This window comes from Thalassospira sp. MCCC 1A01148, from assembly GCF_001613795.1.
In the GTDB taxonomy this organism is placed as follows: Bacteria; Pseudomonadota; Alphaproteobacteria; order Rhodospirillales; family Thalassospiraceae; genus Thalassospira.
In genome coordinates this window covers 1-18,393 of record NZ_LPVZ01000004.1, presented here as the reverse complement: position 1 = coordinate 18,393, position 18,393 = coordinate 1, and the positions used below count along the sequence as shown (strand labels likewise).

The window sequence follows — 18,393 nt, the reverse complement described above, 5'->3', positions numbered from 1 at the left end:
GGCCGGTCATCCGGCCCTTTTCTTATTTTTGATCGACCATCGCGCTGATGGCATCACACAGATGCCCGAACGCGGTTTTGGCCCCCGGGCTCATATGCCGGGCACGCAGCCAGCCATGGATCATTTGGGGTTCTTCACGGTATTGAACGGAAATGCCCGCACGGGCAAGGCGGGCGGTATATTCGCGCCCGTCATCGCGCAGCGGATCAAAATGGGCTGCAGTAATAAAAGTCGGCGGAAGCCCACGCAGATCATCAACCGACAGCGCATGGGCAAACGGATCATCCATCGGTGCCTTCAGCACATCACGGTAGTAAATCACATCGTCAGTACTGAGCCCCGGCGCATTGGCCATCTGCCCATAGCTTGGCCAGTTCAAGTCACCGCCAAGGGCCGGATAGATCAATGCCTGCCCCAAAACGCGGTCACCAAAGCCCTCTTCGCGGGCCCGAACGGCAATCCCGGCGGCCAGCATGCCACCCGCACTGTCGCCCACCAACACAATCTTCTTGCCCGATGCCAGGATACTTTGGGTCACCCGATGGCAATCTTCGTGCTGGGCCGGCCAGATATGCTCAGGCGCCAAACGGTAATCAATTGCGATCAGTTCGGCTTTTGCCGCCTCGGATATTTCCGCACAAATCGCATCGTGGCTGTCGCGCGATCCGACCACAAAGCCACCGCCATGCATATAGACGATCTTGTGGTTAGATGTGCAATCGACCGGGCAATAATGGCGCACCGGCACATCGGCAATCACGTCATCCTCGACCTGCATGCCGTCCGGATGCGGAAAGGCAAACTCGGCACAAAGCGCATCGTACCAGCTGCGTTGCTGTTCGATTGAGGCCGCCACCGCGTCGGGCGGATAGAACCCGTCGCATTTGGCGATAAAGGCGCGAATGCCTTCTTCATCTGGCATCGGGTCATAGGTTACTTCGGAAGAAACCTGATCGGAATTGGCCATCAACGGATCCTTGGTCAAAGACGTGATGGTGCAGCCTAACGCGGATGCCCCCGCAGTTAAAGACTGCAGGGGCGTACCGCACGGTTATTGTGATCTGGTTCCGCCGAAACCAGATCAGGTGTTCCGTCTAACCGATTGCGCGGCCGAGCTGATCTGGTTTCGGCAGGCCTTCATGGCGTTTTGCCATTTCCGCAAGATTGATTGCCACCACGCCACCAGGTTCGGATGTGCGACGGGTTTTAAGGTCCACATGCAGCAACATGGTCTCAATGGTTGCCGCAACCGCACCCTCATCATTGATCAGACGATGGAAAAGATGAAGCTTCTTGCCAGCGCCATTGACCAGCTGTGTCGTAACGCGGATATGATCCCCGGCACTGACTTCCTGCAAATAGCAAACATGGGTTTCAACCGTGAAATAGCTGCCCCCCTTGGCGATGTAGTCGGCATCGGCGCCAACCATTTCCATGAAGCGGTCGCTTGCCTGTGAACTCACCTCGACATAATGGGCTTCGTTCATATGCCCGTTATAATCCGTCCAGCTTTGCGGGATCTGGCGATCCCCGGTCACGGGAAGATCATCAAGCGGGGCCGGGTCGGGCAAAGACCCTTCATGATCATTGATCGTGCCCCCTGCACCACTGCCCGATTTCTTAAGCGCGCGCATCATGCCAACAAGGTTGTAATCGCGCAGACGTTCAAGGTCACGAATGCTCATATGACCGGACTGATCATCTGATTGCTGCGCAATACGCGCGGTCAGCTCCGGGGTCAGTTCCGGCACATCCATCAGCTTCGTCCACGGCCATTTAAGGGCCGGTCCGAACTGGCCGATGAAATGCTCCATCCCGGCTTCACCGCCCGCAATGCGATAGGTCTCAAACAACCCCATCTGCGCCCAGCGCAGGCCAAAGCCATACCGGATGGCGTCATCAATTTCCTCGGTCGTGGCGACCTCGTCATGGACAAGCCACAGCCCCTCGCGCCAAACCGCTTCAAGCAGACGGTCGGCAATATGCGCATCAATTTCCTTGCGGACCACAAGTGGCTTCAGCCCGACAGACCGCAACACGTCACAACCTGCTTCAAGCGTCGCTGCGTCAGTTGCCACTGACGGCACCACTTCGATCAACGGCAACAAATAGACCGGGTTGAACGGATGGGCGACAACGATCTGACCGGGGTTGATCGAGCCTTGCTGTAGCTCGCTTGGTTTGAAACCCGATGTCGAAGACCCGATCAGGCAATCCTTGGGTGCATGCGCCTGAATTTGTGCAAGAATTTTGTGCTTAAGCGCCAGCTGTTCAGGGACACTTTCCTGAATCCACTGCGCCTCGGCAACAGCCTTTGTCATATCGTCATGGAAAGTAAGTGTGCCTTCTTCTGGCAGGGCCCGATCATAAAGGGCTGGCAGACTGCGACGTGCGTTTGCCAGCACCTCGTTGATTTTGCGCTCCGCCTGTGGATCTGGATCGAAAACCGCAACATCCCAGCCATTCAGCAAGAACCGCGCAGCCCAGCCACCACCAATGACACCACCGCCAATGATGGCAGCTTTTTTGTTGATTGCATCAGCCATCAGCGCGGCTCCCGCTTGGTCAGGCCAAGTTTCTTGCGGACTGCATCCGGGCCGATCACCGTGGCCCCCATGCCCTCAACAATACCAACCGCGCGTTCAACCAGCTGGGCATTGGTGGCAAGCACGCCCTTCGACAGATAGATATTGTCTTCCAGACCTACCCGGACATTGCCCCCGGCCAGAACCGATGCCGCAACATAGGGCATCTGATCCCGCCCGATGGAGAAGGCCGACCATTCCCAGTCAGACGGCACATTATTGACCATTGCCATAAAGGTATTGAGATCATTTGGCGCCCCCCAGGGAATGCCCATGCAAAGCTGAACGAGTGCCGGGCTTTTCAGAATACCTTCTTCCACCAATTGTTTGGCAAACCACAAGTGGCCGGTATCAAATGCCTCGATCTCGGGTTTGACACCAAGATCGGTCATCATCTGCCCCATGGCGCGCAGCATGCCCGGCGTATTGGTCATGACATAATCGGCCTCGGCGAAGTTCATGGTGCCGCAATCAAGGGTGCAAATCTCGGGCAGGCAATCGGCGATATGCGCCATGCGCTCGGACGCACCGATCATGTCGGTTGCAGCTTCATTGACCGGAAGCGGTGCCTCGGTAGAGCCAAAGACGATATCACCACCCATGCCAGCGGTCAGGTTAAGGACAACATCGACATCGGCTGCCCGCACCCGTTCGGTCAGCTCGCGATAATGTTTCCCATCGCGCGACGGTGCGCCGGTTTCAGGATCACGCACATGGCAATGCACCACGGCCGCCCCGGCCTTGGCGGCGTCAATCGCGCTGTTTGCGATCTGTTCCGGAGATCTCGGCACGTGCGGCGATTTATCCTGTGTGCCGCCCGATCCGGTCACGGCGGCGGTGATAAAGACTTCCTTGTTCATCGAAAGCGGCATGATGGCCTCGTTGTTTTTGCAATCATTCTCTGCCGTCAGAATATCCGGATTGAAGATATTGATTTTACATATCCCGTCATTTACTTTTCTGATCATGCCAAGCACACCCCAACGATTTGTCTTTGTCCTGTTTGATGGCTTTTCCAATCTGGTTCTGGCCAGTGCGCTGGAACCGTTGCGTGCGGCCGCGGGTCTGCCCAACGGGCCGGAAATCAGCTGGGACATCTGCACAATCGACGGCTCCCCGGCGACAAGTTCAAGTGATCTTGTCATAACCCCAAAGGCGGCACTCAATGCCATCGCGGATGCCACGCGAATTGATTATCTTGTCGTTATATCGGGCTATGGCATGCGCAATCATTTGTCCTCGCGCACCCGTGCCCGCCTGCAAAATGCTGCGCAACATGCGCGCGCTGTAATTGGTGTGGATACGGCGGCATGGTTGTTGGCAGCGTGCAATATGCTGGCGGGAAAATCGGCAACCATTCACTGGCAGGAACTTGATCAGTTCCGCGAACAATTCCCCGATGTCAGTGTCTTGACCGACCGGTTTGTTGAAGATGGCAAAATGATCACATCAGGCGGGGCCGCCACCGTGATGGAACTGATGCTTCATCTTCTTGCCCGGCAATTCGGGCCTGCTGTCGCCTTTGATGTCAGCAACCTGTTTGTTTATGACGCCCGCCATCAGGCACATCTTGATCCCGATCGCACGGCGCGCGGGGCGGATCGTTTGCATGGCCCCGGTGCCGAACATGTCCGGCGGGCCGTTGTCGAAATGATCGCATCAATCGAAACACCGGTTGCCCTCAAGAGCATCGCAGCACATGCAGGATGTTCATTGCGCAGTCTTGATCGTGCCTTTCAGGACAATCTGCAAATGGCACCAGGGAAGTATTATCAGATGCTGCGACTTGGCCGGGCGCGCGATCTGGCCCGGTCAACCGATTTGAAACTGGCTGATATCGCCCTTCAAACCGGGTTCAAAAGCCACGCAGCACTTAGCCGGGCATACGTGCAGGCTTTTGGCACCACTTTGCGTGCCATGCGCAGCAAACGGCAGGCAAAGCCAACACCATCCTGATCAGGACAAGCTATAACCGGATCGATTCCACGCTGTCTTTCAAAAGCCGGGCGCTTTTTTCAAGTCCTTCCCGCTCGGACGTGATCAGGTCGGGCATCAGGTCGGTTTCAATCCCCTGTGCGCCGACCACACGCGGAATTGAAAGCGCCACATCATCGACGCCAACGATTTCGGGTGTCACGCAGGATACGGTCAGAACGTCATGCTGATCCTGGCCGATGGCCTTGACGATCCGCGCCAGTCCAGCCCCGATCCCGTAATAGGTCGCGCCCTTGCCCTTGATGATTTTGTAAGCGGCATTGCGCACACCATCATCAATGGTTGCCCGAACATGCTCTGTAATCGGCGCACTGACCTGTGCAGCAATTTCAGCCAGCGACAACGACCCGACCTTGGCATTCGACCAGGCAAGAACCTCGCTATCGCCGTGTTCTCCAAGCACATAGGCATGCACCGATTGTGGTGATATCCCAAGATGCCGCCCCAAAAGGCTTCGGAAACGTGCGGTATCAAGAATAGTGCCCGAACCAATCACCCGATTTGCAGGCAGACCCGAAATACGCTGGGTAATCTGGGTCATGATATCGACCGGATTGGACGCAATCAGAAGGATTGCGTCGGGCGCAACCGAAAGAACTTTGCCGACCACATCCTTGAAAACGGCGGCGTTTCGTTCAAGCAACGCCAGCCGGGTTTCCCAGGGCTTTTGACTTACCCCGGCGGCAAGAATGATCACTGATGCACCGGCCAGCCCGCCATAGTCGGCCGCCTCGACAATGGTGGATGACATGAACGGAACCGCATGGGCGATATCTTCGGCCTGTGCCACAGCCAGATCGTGGTTCTGGTCGACGAGAACCACGGAACTTGCCAGTCCCATGACAGCCAGCGCATACCCCGCCGAACTTCCTACCATTCCGGCGCCAACAATTCCGACTTTCATGATCCGCAAATCCGTTCTGTGAGCTTGATCGTCAAAATGATGCCATCCGGGGGAAGTCACGTCAAAGGAGCGGAAGGCAATGTCAGCTGTATTGCAATCGGGATCAAGCAGTCCAAAAGCGACATGCACAGGACAAAAAATTGGTTAGTAACGATCCCAATACGGTGTGCTTCCGCCAAAATGATCGACAACAAAATCGATAAAGACACGCACCTTCATGGGCAGATATCTGCGTTCCGGGAACACCGCATATATTTCCTTTATCGGCATTTTATAACCGGACAAAACCGGCACAAGTCGACCAGCCTTGATATCCTCTCCTGCAATGAATGTTGGTATCCGACCGATACCGGCACCTTGGACGATGGCTTCGCGCAGCGCTTCACTGTTATTGACTTGATAGCTGCCGGAAACCTCAATCCGGGTTTCATCACCGTCCTTTATGAACACCCATTCATTCACCGTGGTGTGATAGCTGTAGAGCAGGCAGTTATGACGTGTCAGTTCGTCTGGCGATAATGGCGCGCCGTATTGCTCGATATATGCAGGAGATGCACACAGAACGCTGTTTAGCGGTGCCAGCTTTCGGGCGACAAGTGACGTCTCGCGGAGCTCCCCGGTTTTCAGGGCAATATCATATCCCCCTGCGACAATGTCGTGTGACAGGTCACTCAAATCCATTTGCACCTTGATCTGGGGGTATGTCGCCAGAAACTCCGGAATGACAGGCGCAACATGCAATCGACCAAAAGACATTGGTGCACTGACCCGAAGCGTTCCTTGCGGAACTTGCTGCAGCTCTGTCGCGGCAAATTCCGCGTCATCAATTGCGCGCAAAGCTTCCTGAACATGAACAAAATATCGCTGTCCGGCCTCTGTCAGGCTTAGTTTGCGCGTGGTTCGGCTAAGCAACTTAACCCCAAGACGGGATTCAAGCGCAGTAACGCGTTTGCTAACCGCCGATTTGGTCACACCAAGTCTTTCGGCAGCCCCGGAAAAGCTTCCGACTTCAACCACTGCCGCAAAGATGGATGTCGCGTTTATGTCCTTCATCACCCCTCATCATGTTGAGTTTATCTCAACAATTACTTTCTAAATAACATGATTATCGAAATTTGGGAAACAGCATACCGTATCGTCATCCCGTAAATGGAACAGGACATACGCAATGTTTTATCTGGAACACGTCAACCTGGTCGTCAAAGACATCAATGCGACACTCGACTTCATTCAAACCGCATTTCCCGACTGGAAGGTACGCGGCGAAGGAGAAGGCGACTGGTACGGTCAGAAACGCAAATGGCTGCATGTTGGTACGGATGGCCAATACATCACCCTGAACAGCGGCGATGACGCACCCAACCGCGACCTGACAAGTAACAATCCCGGCCTCGCGCATCTTGGGTTTTCTGTTGACGATGTGGATGGGATTACCCGCCGTTTGACGGAAAAGGGCTATGTCATCGGAACAATCGGCGCCGATCATCCTCATCGGAAAACCATCTATTTCACCGACCCCGCCGGGTTTGAATTCGAGTTCATCGAATATTTCAGCGACGACGTATCGGAGCGGAACATGTATGGCGGCGAAACCTCGGGCATTGTCCGTGTTGGTACCGCACTTAAGGAGGACAGGAAAATGACCGGCGAGACCTTTGTAAGAGACCTTTACCGCAATGCCGTTGACCAAAAAGACGTGACCGAGCTAGGCCGCCACCTTGCAGATGATATCCGCTTTCGCATCGGCAATCATGCGCCTGTCATCGGCAAGGACAACGTTCTTTCTGCCAACCAGTCTTTTTTTGACGGTATCGCCAGCATGTCCCACCAGATTGATACTGTTTACACTGACGGGAACGCGACCATTTGCAACGGCTCTGTGCACTATGTCCGCCTTGATGGCAGTGAACATTCAGCTGTTTTTTCAACAACACTTGTTTTCAGGGACAACCTGATCGCTGACTATCTTGTGTTCGCGGATATCTCAAAGCTGTGAACCTGAAATTCCCCTGGGTACAGTGATGTGGAAACAGTCAACGGGCGGGTGGGCATCCTTGCCCGTTGATTTTGATTCGTCCTCTGGCTCGGGCGCATGTGTTCCGTCATGTTTCGGGCTTGTCATCTGCCACCGACAAGCATGATATTTTCTCTGATTTTGCACGAATTTATAGATTCCCCGGTACAGATACGCCTTTGAAAGCGGTCACAATATCGCTACGTCGCAAAACTACTGCCCAATTGACTTAACTTTTCTCCCTTAGCACCCACATTCCGAAATAGATTTTCTGATCGCTCACTCTATGCCGTGGGCGTGCCAAAGAGCAGGTTACCTGCCGGCGGAGAAGAGGGAGACTTTGGGTGCAACTGACAGCCCGCCATCCAGCACGTACATCGTACGTGAACCACTGTTCGTATTCGCTTTTGGATGCGAATACCAATCGTGACGGCAACCATCGCGTTGCGGGAACTGGATTGCTGCGTTTGACGTCATCGCGTGATGTACGGACGCAAATACGGACGCAAAACTGCCAGCTACCTCGGCTATACCAACTCTCTCGCGCGCAGATATCCACCGAAGACGTCCAGGAAATAAGCCAGAAACCGGAAACAACCGGTTTCAAATGTTTGTACACCGACCATTACGTTCGGTGATATGCTTACGCCCTGATGCAAACGGCTAGCCCTGCACAGGATTCCATCCAGATACCATTGAGAGAAGCCGAGGTATCCGACCATGCATTCTTCTGACATACAAAAACTTGTTGCCCGCCGCGAGAAATTCAAAAGTCTCGAAGCACCCTTCTATAGTGCCCAGGAAATTCTGGATCTCGATCTTGATGTCATTTTTGGGCAGAACTGGATCTTTGTTGGTGTTGAACCGGAACTTCCCGAGCCGGGCGATTGCATCACAGTCGAGATTGGCGGTGCATCCATCCTGATCCTGCGTGGCGACGACATGGGCATCCGTGCATTCCATAACGTTTGCCGTCATCGCGGCGCCAAGCTGATTGACGAACGCCAGACGACGATTGGCAACATCGTCTGCCGCTATCATGGTTGGACCTATAACGAGGATGGCGACCTCATCCTTGCCGAACACATGGGATCGGGCTTTGACAAAAGCTGTCATGGCCTCAAGACCGTTCACGTCCGTTCCATCGCGGGCCTGATCTTTATCTGCCTGGCCAAGGAGGCCCCGGCTGATATCGAGGAAATGGCCAAGATAATGGAACCCTATCTTGCGCCGCATGACATCGCGAACTGCAAGGTCGCCCATGTTTCCGAACTGATCGAGGAAGGAAACTGGAAGCTGACCATGGAAAACAACCGCGAGTGCTATCACTGCGAAGGCAACCACCCGCAACTGACCGTGCCACTTTCGGAATTCGGTTTTGGCTTCTCGCCCGATGAACTGGATCAACGTCGTTCCGAAGACGTTGCAAAATATTCAGACACCATCGCCAACGATCATGCCCGTTGGGAAGCCTGCGGCCTGCCATCTGCCGAACAGGATCACCTTTCAAACATCACCGGTTTCCGCACCATGCGCCTGCCGCTGATGCGCGAAGGTGAGTCACACACACTTGATACGAAATCGGCATCAAAGAAACTGCTGGGCAACTTCACCGATGCCAAACTTGGCGGTCTGAGTTTCTGGACGCACCCGAACTCCTGGCACCACTTCATGGCCGACCATATCGTGACCTTCAGCGTTCTGCCGCTGTCGCCGACCAGAACGCTGGTCCGGACCACATGGCTGGTTCACAAGGACGCGCATGAGAACGAGGACTACAACCTTGATAACCTCACCCATGTGTGGAACATGACCAATCAGCAGGACGCCGATCTTGTGCGCTTGGCCCAGATTGGCAGTGAGCAGCCTGCATACGAACCGGGCCCGTACTCCCAGTTCACCGAACCGCATGTTGAGGCGTTCTGTGACTGGTACATCAAACGCCTGGAAGACCACTACGCAACGACTAAAGCCGGGATTGCCGCAGAATGAATGAGAAGAACCCGAACGAGGACGCGAAGGGTAAAGACCAGCCCGTCGAAGAAATCGTGACCGAAGTCAACCGGGTCCCCTTGTGGGACCCGGAGCATGACGATGTCCTTGTTTGTCGGCAAGTTCGTCAGGAAACCCACGACGTGAAAACCTTTGTGTTTTCCGCGCGTGAGCCGCGTGCATTCCGCTTCTACCCTGGTCAATTCATGACCTTCGAACTACCGGTCGAAGGCATGGTCACGCGCAGCTATACGATCTCGGCATCGGCAGCACGCCCATACCGCGTGGAAATCACGGTCAAACGTGTTCCGGGCGGACCGGGCTCAAACTGGCTGCATGACTATATGGTCCCGGGCAAAGAAGTGAATGTGACCGGACCTGCCGGTGACTTCACGACCGATGCAACAGCAGATCAGAAATTGCTGTTCATTTCCGCAGGCAGCGGCATCACGCCGATGATGTCGATGACGCGGACGGCCTGTGACCTGTCGGAACCAACCGACCTGCATTTCGTGCATGCGGCACGGACCCCGTCCGACCTGATCTTCCGCGATGAACTGGCATTGCTGGCGTCGCAGAATCCGGGACTTAAGGTTTCAATGACCTGTGACAGCACGTCGGCAAGTCATCGCTGGACCGGTTACACTGGTCGTCTGAGCCTGCCGATGCTGTCGCTGATGTCGCCTGACTTCAAGGACCGCAAGGTCTTCTGTTGTGGCCCGGCCCGCTTCATGGAGGGCGTGCGCAACATGCTTTGCGAAGCTGGCTTTGACATGGAAAAATACTACGAGGAAAGCTTCGATTTCGGCGCCGAAACCGCTGGCACCCTCGAAGAACATGAATCCGTTGCACCGGAAATCAGCGACCAGAAATTCCGGGTCAGCTTTATTAAAAGCGGCCATGTTGTTGAATGCAATCCGGGGATGACCATCCTGTCAGCCGCCAAAGAAGCTGGCCTGCTGCCGATGTCATCCTGTCAGCGCGGCATTTGCGGCACCTGCAAGTCCAAACTGAATTCGGGCGAAGTTGACATGCAACATGGCGGCGGCATTCGCCAACGCGAAATCGACCAGGGCAAGATCCTGATTTGCTGCTCGACCCCGCTGTCTGATGTCGAGGTCGAACTCTAGGTTCGCCTGAAATCGCGACAAGATTTTAAAAGCCCTGCTCACGATCAAATGTGAGCGGGGCTTTTCTTTATGCGGGGGCGTCAAGTTGAGGCGCTTCTTCGACCATGGCACTGGTCGCAAGCGAATCAGGGATCGGTCGCCGCAAGGCCTGTGGCGTGCAGCCATAGCGACGCCGGAACATACGGCTAAGATGTGACGAATCGCAAAAGCCGCAATCAACCGCAATCTGGGCGACGGACTTGTCGCTTTTCTCGATCAGGTGCTGGGCCAGATCAAGGCGGATATTCAGGAACGCCACCTGTGGCGACGTATCAAGCGCCAACCTGAAATGCCGTTCGATTTGGCGCTTGCTGTTGCCCATGCGGCGGGCAATTTCCTGAACCGAAATCGGCATGTCGATATTCTGCTGCATGATCAAAAGCGCACGCTGCACAATCTGGTCCTGGGTCTTCAGATCCAGTGGAATCCCCGGCTGCGGCTTTTCGGCCTGAAGCGCATCATCGATGATCATGATATGCAGGCTTTTATTGGCCTGTGCCCGGCCAACATGCTTGTCGACCAAATAGGCTGCCAGATGCGCCGAACTCACCCCGCCCGAACAGGTCAACCGGTCACGGTCCACGACAAAAATTTGCTCGGTAACCGGATCAAGTCCTTCGAATTGCTCGACGACTTCGGAATGGTGGAACCAGCTGACACAGCAGCGATATCCGTCAAGCAGACCCGCCTCATGCAACATGAAAACCCCGGTGCAAACACCGACAAGCGGCACCCCGGCGGCGGCGGCTTCATGCAAAAATTTCTGGTAGGCGGGGTTGAGCTTTTCAGCGTCATCCATCAGACCGCCGACAACCACGATATAATTAAAGCGCCGCGGATCTCCCAACCGTTCCTTCGGATGTACCGCAATACCACTACTTGATGTGATCGGGTCCATCGTATCGGACAGAACCGTCCATTTGCACAAGATCGGACGACTTCGATCACCCTCATCCGCGGCAAGCCGCAAGACATCGACAAAGTTCGCAAAAGCACACAGCGTAAAGCGCTTTGCAAGGATAAAACCGACGTTCAAACGCGGTGCGGGCTGGGCACGGGAATCAGTCTTCTTGAGCATCGGTTCCTCCGATACAGGCAAGGTTGTCAGGTTTGTCGTAGCGGTAATCTCACTTTGACGCAAACATTCTATTTTTTGGCGCAAAAAGTCGCCAGATTAATTTTCATGATACCGAAGGGTATATCGGGGAAGCAAGAGAAACACAGGGTCTGGGAAGAATCAACAATCGGATTGCGATGAAGATGCCAAAATCGGCAAACAGTACATTCGCGCCCCGAAGGTTGTCCGAAAATGTGTAGCAATTGTCCCGTTCCCGGAAATCGGCATCCCGAATTGCACCAAGTTAAATGTCGCCTCCGGTAGTGTCACATCACGTAACGCTTCCAGTCTTTGAAACTTAAATCGGGTCGCTTTTGCCAGCGACCACCCCGGACCAGCCAAATCTGATCCGGATTTCGTCAGAGAGGGAAATGATGAAGGTTCTCGTACCTGTTAAACGGGTCGTCGACTACAACGTGAAAATCCGCGTCAAGGCGGATGGTTCCGGTGTTGACCTTGCCAATGTCAAAATGTCGATGAACCCCTTCGACGAAATCGCTGTCGAGGAAGCTATCCGTCTTAAGGAAGCAGGTCAGGCTGACGAAATCGTCGCTGTCTCGATTGGCCCGGCACAGGCACAGGAAACCTTGCGTACCGCCCTTGCCATGGGTGCAGATCGCGCCATCCTGATCACGGTCGATGGTCCGGTAGAACCGCTTGATGTCGCAAAAATCCTCAAGGGCGTTGTTGAAGCCGAGGAACCCGGCCTTGTCATTCTTGGCAAACAGGCAATTGATGATGACGCCAACCAGACCGGCCAGATGCTCTCGGCCCTGCTCGGATGGTCACAGGCAACCTTTGCCTCCAAGCTCGAACTCTCGGCAGACCATGCAAAAGTCACCCGCGAGGTGGATGGCGGCCTTCAGGCCCTCAGCGTCAGTCTGCCGGCAATTGTCACGGCCGATTTGCGTTTGAATGAACCGCGCTATGCGTCGCTTCCAAACATCATGAAAGCCAAGAAAAAGCCGCTTGATACCAAAACCGCCGCCGACTTCGGCGTAACCGTTGCTTCGCGTTTGCGTGTGATCCGGGTTGAAGAACCCGCACAACGACAGGCGGGCATCAGGGTTGCCGACGTTGCTGAACTTACCGACAAACTCAAGAATGAAGCTGGCGTCATCTGACCCAGGCGGAGATTGAAAACATGGCTATTCTTCTTTTTGCCGAACACGATAATGCCACTCTGTCTGAACAGACTGCAAAGGCCCTGAGTGCTGCCGCCCAGATCGGCGGTGATGTTGATATTCTGGTCGCAGGTGCCGGTGTTAGTGCCGTTGCCGAACAGGCATCCAAGCTTCCGGGTGTTCGTGGTGTTCTGGTTGCCGAAGACGACGCACTGGCAAACCATCTTGCTGAAAATGCTGCAAACCTGATCGTCTCGCTTGCCGGCGATTATGACACCATCGTTGCTGCTGCAACCGCAAACGGCAAGAACATCCTGCCGCGCGTTGCCGCCCTGCTCGATGTCATGCAGGTTTCCGAGGTGATGGAAGTTGTCGATGCCGATACCTTCAAACGCCCGATCTATGCCGGTAACGCCATCGAAGTTGTTCAAAGCACCGATGCGAAGAAAGTCTTGACCATCCGTACCTCAAGCTTCGGCGCGGTCGAAGCAGGCGACAGCGTTGCCGAAATCAAATCGATTGATGCCGGAAGCACCAATAACGGGAAATCTTCCTTCCTTGAAAACATTCTGTCGGAAAATGATCGTCCGGAACTCGGTTCCGCCAAGATTATTGTTTCCGGTGGTCGTGCGCTTGGGTCGGAAGAAAAGTTCAAATCCGTCATCACGCCGCTGGCTGACAAGCTTGGTGCGGCTGTGGGGGCGTCGCGCGCAGCTGTTGATGCCGGCTACGCGCCAAATGATCTTCAGGTCGGTCAAACGGGTAAAGTTGTTGCCCCGGACCTATATATCGCATGTGGCATTTCCGGTGCGATCCAGCATCTGGCAGGCATGAAGGATTCCAAGATCATCGTTGCCATCAATACAGATGAAGAAGCACCAATCTTCCAGGTCGCGGATTATGGCATTGTCGGTGATCTGTTTGACATTCTGCCGCAGCTGGAAAACCAGCTTTAAGCTCACCAGAGAAATCGAAACGGAACCAAACCAGTGAACGATACCTCATATATCCTGCGTATTGCCTGCGACGATCAGCCGGGCATCGTTGCGACCGTTACCTCTGCTCTGGCCACGCGCGGCGCCAATATCGCCGAGTCCAACCAGTTCTGGGACCGCCACACCAACAAATTCTTCCTGCGTGTTGCGGTCATCACACCGTCAGATATCGACAAGGAATCCATTGCCCTGTCGCTGAACCCGGCTGTTGATCGCTTTAACCTGAAGCTCAAGATTGATGAAGTTGCACGCCGTCCGAGAATCATCATCATGGTTTCGAAATTCGACCATGCGATGCTGCACCTTCTTTACCAAATCAAGGTGGGCTGGCTCGATGCCGAAGTTGCGGCCATCGTTTCCAACCACGAAGACGCCCGCAAAGTTGCCGATCAGGAAGGCATCCCATTCTATCACTGGCCGGTGAACAAGGAAAACAAGGCTGAACAGGAAGCCAAGCTTGCGGACCTGATCAAGGAAACCAAGTCAGAACTGGTGGTCCTTGCCCGTTACATGCAGGTCCTGACCAACGAGCTTTCCAGCCAGTTCTATGGCATGATCATCAACATTCACCACTCGTTCCTGCCATCCTTTAAGGGGGCAAAGCCGTATCATCAGGCTTATGAGCGTGGCGTAAAACTGATCGGTGCGACCGCACACTATGTCACACCGGATCTGGATGAAGGCCCGATCATTGAACAGGAAACCGAACGCGTGAACCACGCCATGTCGGCGGAAGACTTCGTCGCGGCGGGCCGCGATATCGAATCAAGGGTTCTCGCCCGCGCGGTCAAATACCATCTTGAAGGCCGGGTGATGCTCAACGATCACCGAACGGTTGTCTTCACTTTATAGTAAACTCCTGCAAGGGGGCCGGCTTTGACCGGTCCCTGACGCGTTTTCGCCATGCCGAGCACTGACAAACATCTCGGAAAGAAGGATTGAGAGAAATGAGCACATTTCCAAGCAAGGCCAAAGTTGTCATCGTCGGTCTCGGCGGTATTGTTGGCTCCTCGGTGGCACATCACCTGATTGAAAATGGCTGGGATGATATTGTCGGCATCGATAAATCGGGCATCCCGACTGATATCGGCTCGACCGCACACGCATCGGACTTCTGCTATGCCACCAGCCACGACCTGCTGACCACTTGGACCACCATGTATTCCATGGACTTCTATGAAAAGATGGGCCATTACGCGCGCATCGGCGGTCTGGAAGTTGCACGTGTCGGTGATGACGAACGCATGGGCGAACTCAAGCGCCGCGTTGATTCCGGCAAGGCATTTGGCACCAACGTCAAAATGATCTCGGCAGCCGAGGCCAAGGAAAAATTCCCGCTTCTCGAAGAAGACCAGATCCAGGGTGCGATGTGGGACCCGGATGCCGGTCTCGTCACCCCGCGCTCCCAGACCGTTGCCGGCAAATTGATCGATCAGGCCGAAGCAACCGGCAAGCTCAAGATCTTTGCCAACACCTCCGCCCTGGAGCTCATCACCGAAGATGGCCGCATCAAGGGTGTCGTCACCGAACGCGGCACGGTCCATGCGGACTATGTTGTTGTCTGTGCCGGTCTGTGGGGCCGTTTGATTGCTGAAATGGCGGGTGAAGACCTTCCCGTAATGCCGGTCGACCATCCGCTGACATTCTTCGGACCGTATAACGAGTTCGAAGGCACGGGTGTTGAAATCGGTTACCCGTTGCTCCGTGATCAGGGCAACTCGGCCTATATGCGCGACACGGGCGATCCCAAAAGCACCGAGGGCGGCCAGATCGAATGGGGTTACTACTATGAGGAAAACCCGCGTCTGGTCCATCCGCGCGACATCCTTGAAAAGGATCAGGCGCGCCTGTCCCCGTCCCAGCGCGACCTCGAGCTCGAAGACGTGATCGAGCCGCTTGAGCGCGCCATGCAACTGACCCCGATCCTGACCGAGCTTGGCTTTAACGAAAGCCACTCGTTCAACGGCCTGTTGCAGTCCTCTGCTGACGGGGGTCCGTCCATGGGGGAAAGCCAGAACCTGCGCGGCCTTTGGTACGCTGTTGGCATCTGGATCAAAGACGGCCCGGGCATGGGCAAACTGATTGCTGACTGGATGACCCATGGCCGCACCCATGTTGACCATGCATCCGTCGATTTCTCGCGCTTTAACAAGTTCCAGCTGAACGAACAGTATATCCATGACCGTTGCTATGAGACGGCGAAAAAGATCTACAACCCGCCGGTCCACCCGCGCGAGCCGTTCGCCAATGCCCGTGGCATTCGCCGTTCACCGTTCTACGATCGCGAAGTCGAACTGGGCGGCTACTTCATGGAGCTCGGCGGCTGGGAACGTGCCCATGGCTATGCCGCCAACGAGCACCTTCTGGAAAAATACGCAGATCGTGTGCCCGTTCGTGAAAATGAATGGGACAACCGCCACTTCTGGCGTGTGTCGAACGCCGAACAGCTGGCCATGAGTGACGATTGCGGCATCATCAACCTGTCGCACTTCCACATGACCGACATTTCAGGCCCCGACCATGTCGAACTGATGGAATGGCTTTGTGCCGCCAAGATCGGTGGTGATGCCAATATCGGCAAGGGTATCTATACCCATATGCTTGATGACGAAGGCATGGTCCGTGCTGACTTCACCGTCTTCCGCATGGAAGACCGCTGCCGTCTGGTCAATGGTGCCGATGCCGGCCCGCGCGACCTGACCTATATGCGCCGCATGGCTCAGGATAAAGGCTGGGACGTCACGATCACCGATGTGACCGAAGACTACACCACCATCGGTATCTGGGGGCCGAACGCGCGTGAGAACCTCAAAAAGGTTGTCGAAGATCCAGAAGCTCTGAACCTTGAAAACTTCCCGTTTGCCGCCATCCGTCAGATCAAGATTGCCGGCAAGACCGTTTCGGCCTTCCGCATTTCCTATGTCGGCGAACAGGGCTGGGAACTTCACATGCGCTACGAAGACGGCCTTGCTGTCTGGGATGCGCTGCGGGGTATCGGCGTTTTGGCGGTTGGTGTTGAAACCTATGCCAACTCGCGCCGACTGGAAAAGTCACTGCGCCTGCAGAACGCTGATCTGCACACCCAGTACAACCTGTTGGAAGCCGATTTGGCCCGCCCGAAGGTCAAGGAAGCCGACTTCCGCGGCAAGGCAAAGCATGTTGAATACCGCGAACGCGATCATCAACCGGCAATGCTCTGCACGCTTATCATGACCGACAATGTCGATGCCAACGGTGTCGCCCGCTACCCGGTCGGAAGCCTGCCGGTGATGGATCCGGAAACGGGCAAGACCCTGATTGATGAGCTGGGGCGTCGTTCCTACACCACCTCGATCGCCTTTGGCCCGAGTGTTGGCAAAAACATCGCCCTTGCTTACCTGCCATGGGACTACTGTCAGGAAGGTCGCAAACTGACTGTGTCCTATATGGACGAGATTTACCCGGTCGAAGTCTATGGCATCGGCTACAAACCGATCTACGACCCGGAAAACCTCAAGCCACGCAGCTAAGGCGCCACAGTTGGTCAGATACTTAAAACACAACAACCCCGCCATTTGCGGGGTTGTTGTGTTGGTGACCTAACAGGAACAATCGCTAACCTTTCGGTAAATCGCGATCATTCTGCGACAACGACCGTCGGTTCAATCTCGACGAGAAACTCCTCACGTGCCAATCTCGGCACACCTATCCAGGTTGCACACGGTAGCTCCTCACCAAAGACCTCGATCAGGCCCCGACTTATGGCAGCGCTGTCATCAATGTGGCTTTCCTTGATATAAATTCGGAGTGCCACAACGTCAGTCAGAGCCGCAGACGCATGTTGCAGAGCAGTTTCAAGGTTCCTCAAGCTCTGAAGAACTTGTTTATAGAGGTCGCCCTCGCCAGTAATTTCCCTGTCCGCGTTCCATGCCACTTGTCCTGACACGTGGATGGATTTTCCGCTGCCTTTTTTCACGACGACCTGGGAAAATCCTAATGCGCGACTGTCAAACAGGCTGGGTGGATTTATTCTCGATGTCCTCATTTTATGCTCATCCCGCTTTGTAGCTCGGTTCAAACGTGATCCCGAAAGGGTCGTGTTTCCAAATCACAGGTTCAATGACAAACTGTATCTTAGCTGTGACGTCCTAAAATACGTTGTCACCTTTAGTAGATGACCGTAGCGAAAATCTGCAACAGTGATTAGCCCACTGGTTTGTCTTGGAATAGTGAATTGGACTCATTAGAGCGGGAATTTGGACTGGGATAAAGTTACGGGGCCAGGATTAGCGCTCGCTTTGCTCGCTCAGCTCCGGCCTTTGGCCTTCGCAAAGAACCTGCAAACAGGCTTTGGCCTGTTTGCGATGTTCCCATCCGTATGCACCCGGCAATCAAACATTAAAAAAGCCCGCCACAAGGGCGAGCTTTATTAATGTTGGTTGCGGGGGCAGGATTTGAACCTGCGACCTTCAGGTTATGAGCCTGACGAGCTACCGGGCTGCTCCACCCCGCGTCAGTG

Annotated in this window: 15 protein-coding genes and 1 tRNA gene; 8 read left to right on the top strand and 8 right to left on the bottom strand. The window is 54.8% G+C overall.

Going from position 1 to position 18,393, the window contains the following annotated elements; all coding sequences use genetic code 11:
- Positions 1-22 precede the first annotated feature (22 nt).
- From AUQ43_RS01350 to AUQ43_RS01340, 3 genes are all read right to left on the bottom strand, one after another.
- Positions 23-967: an alpha/beta hydrolase gene (locus AUQ43_RS01350; protein WP_062953836.1), complete on the bottom strand. Its 945-nt coding sequence runs from the start codon at positions 965-967 to the stop codon at positions 23-25.
- A gap of 127 nt (positions 968-1,094) precedes the next feature.
- Positions 1,095-2,546: a carnitine 3-dehydrogenase gene (locus AUQ43_RS01345; RefSeq protein WP_062953835.1), complete on the bottom strand. Its 1,452-nt coding sequence runs from the start codon at positions 2,544-2,546 to the stop codon at positions 1,095-1,097.
- The gene (locus AUQ43_RS01340; protein ID WP_232310549.1) at positions 2,546-3,553 is read right to left on the bottom strand and encodes a 3-keto-5-aminohexanoate cleavage protein; all 1,008 of its coding nucleotides are present in this window, start codon (positions 3,551-3,553) and stop codon (positions 2,546-2,548) included. The genes AUQ43_RS01345 and AUQ43_RS01340 overlap by 1 nt, the downstream gene beginning before the upstream one ends.
- On the opposite strand from AUQ43_RS01340, the gene AUQ43_RS01335 reads away from it, so the two are divergent.
- Entirely contained in the window at positions 3,552-4,541 is a 990-nt protein-coding gene (locus tag AUQ43_RS01335; RefSeq protein WP_062953834.1) for a GlxA family transcriptional regulator, read from the top strand. The two genes, AUQ43_RS01340 and AUQ43_RS01335, sit on opposite strands and share 2 nt — an antisense overlap.
- 10 nt (positions 4,542-4,551) lie before the next feature.
- On the opposite strand, the gene AUQ43_RS01330 is transcribed toward AUQ43_RS01335, so the two are convergent.
- Positions 4,552-5,484, bottom strand: a complete 933-nt coding sequence (locus tag AUQ43_RS01330; protein ID WP_062953833.1) for an L-lactate dehydrogenase — start codon at positions 5,482-5,484, stop codon at positions 4,552-4,554.
- Positions 5,485-5,628: 144 nt separating this feature from the next.
- Positions 5,629-6,537 (bottom strand): LysR family transcriptional regulator, encoded by a 909-nt coding sequence (locus tag AUQ43_RS01325; protein ID WP_062953832.1) that lies wholly within the window; start codon positions 6,535-6,537, stop codon positions 5,629-5,631.
- A 115-nt stretch (positions 6,538-6,652) separates the two neighbouring features.
- On the opposite strand from AUQ43_RS01325, the gene AUQ43_RS20030 reads away from it, so the two are divergent.
- The 3 genes from AUQ43_RS20030 to AUQ43_RS01305 all read left to right on the top strand — a co-directional run bounded on the left by AUQ43_RS20030 (position 6,653) and on the right by AUQ43_RS01305 (position 10,620).
- Positions 6,653-7,480 (top strand): VOC family protein, encoded by an 828-nt coding sequence (locus AUQ43_RS20030; protein WP_084271941.1) that lies wholly within the window; start codon positions 6,653-6,655, stop codon positions 7,478-7,480.
- A gap of 738 nt (positions 7,481-8,218) precedes the next feature.
- Positions 8,219-9,490: an SRPBCC family protein gene (locus AUQ43_RS01310; protein ID WP_062953830.1), complete on the top strand. Its 1,272-nt coding sequence runs from the start codon at positions 8,219-8,221 to the stop codon at positions 9,488-9,490.
- A complete protein-coding gene (locus AUQ43_RS01305; protein WP_062953829.1) occupies positions 9,487-10,620 on the top strand; it encodes a hybrid-cluster NAD(P)-dependent oxidoreductase in 1,134 nt (377 codons plus the stop codon). The genes AUQ43_RS01310 and AUQ43_RS01305 overlap by 4 nt, the downstream gene beginning before the upstream one ends.
- A gap of 67 nt (positions 10,621-10,687) precedes the next feature.
- Here the strand turns inward: AUQ43_RS01305 and AUQ43_RS01300 are convergent, their stop codons facing one another.
- Positions 10,688-11,737: a GlxA family transcriptional regulator gene (locus tag AUQ43_RS01300; protein WP_062953828.1), complete on the bottom strand. Its 1,050-nt coding sequence runs from the start codon at positions 11,735-11,737 to the stop codon at positions 10,688-10,690.
- Positions 11,738-12,150: 413 nt separating this feature from the next.
- Here AUQ43_RS01300 and AUQ43_RS01295 point away from each other — a divergent pair, with 413 nt between their 5' ends.
- The 4 genes from AUQ43_RS01295 (at position 12,151) to AUQ43_RS01280 (ending at position 17,404) form a co-directional block, all read left to right on the top strand.
- Positions 12,151-12,900, top strand: a complete 750-nt coding sequence (locus tag AUQ43_RS01295; protein WP_062953899.1) for an electron transfer flavoprotein subunit beta/FixA family protein — start codon at positions 12,151-12,153, stop codon at positions 12,898-12,900.
- Between the two features lie 20 nt (positions 12,901-12,920).
- Positions 12,921-13,856, top strand: coding sequence for an electron transfer flavoprotein subunit alpha/FixB family protein (locus tag AUQ43_RS01290; RefSeq protein ID WP_062953827.1), 936 nt, complete (start codon positions 12,921-12,923; stop codon positions 13,854-13,856).
- A 33-nt stretch (positions 13,857-13,889) separates the two neighbouring features.
- Positions 13,890-14,747, top strand: coding sequence for a formyltetrahydrofolate deformylase (gene purU, locus AUQ43_RS01285; RefSeq protein ID WP_062953826.1), 858 nt, complete (start codon positions 13,890-13,892; stop codon positions 14,745-14,747).
- Between the two features lie 95 nt (positions 14,748-14,842).
- Complete coding sequence (locus tag AUQ43_RS01280; protein WP_062953825.1) at positions 14,843-17,404, top strand: FAD-dependent oxidoreductase; 2,562 nt, start codon at positions 14,843-14,845, stop codon at positions 17,402-17,404.
- A gap of 107 nt (positions 17,405-17,511) precedes the next feature.
- On the opposite strand, the gene AUQ43_RS01275 is transcribed toward AUQ43_RS01280, so the two are convergent.
- Together AUQ43_RS01275 and AUQ43_RS01270 are read right to left on the bottom strand one after the other, a co-directional pair.
- A complete protein-coding gene (locus tag AUQ43_RS01275) occupies positions 17,512-17,919 on the bottom strand; it encodes a RidA family protein (RefSeq protein WP_062953824.1) in 408 nt (135 codons plus the stop codon).
- Between the two features lie 391 nt (positions 17,920-18,310).
- Positions 18,311-18,387: transfer RNA gene (locus AUQ43_RS01270), tRNA-Met, on the bottom strand.
- Positions 18,388-18,393: the final 6 nt, after the last annotated feature.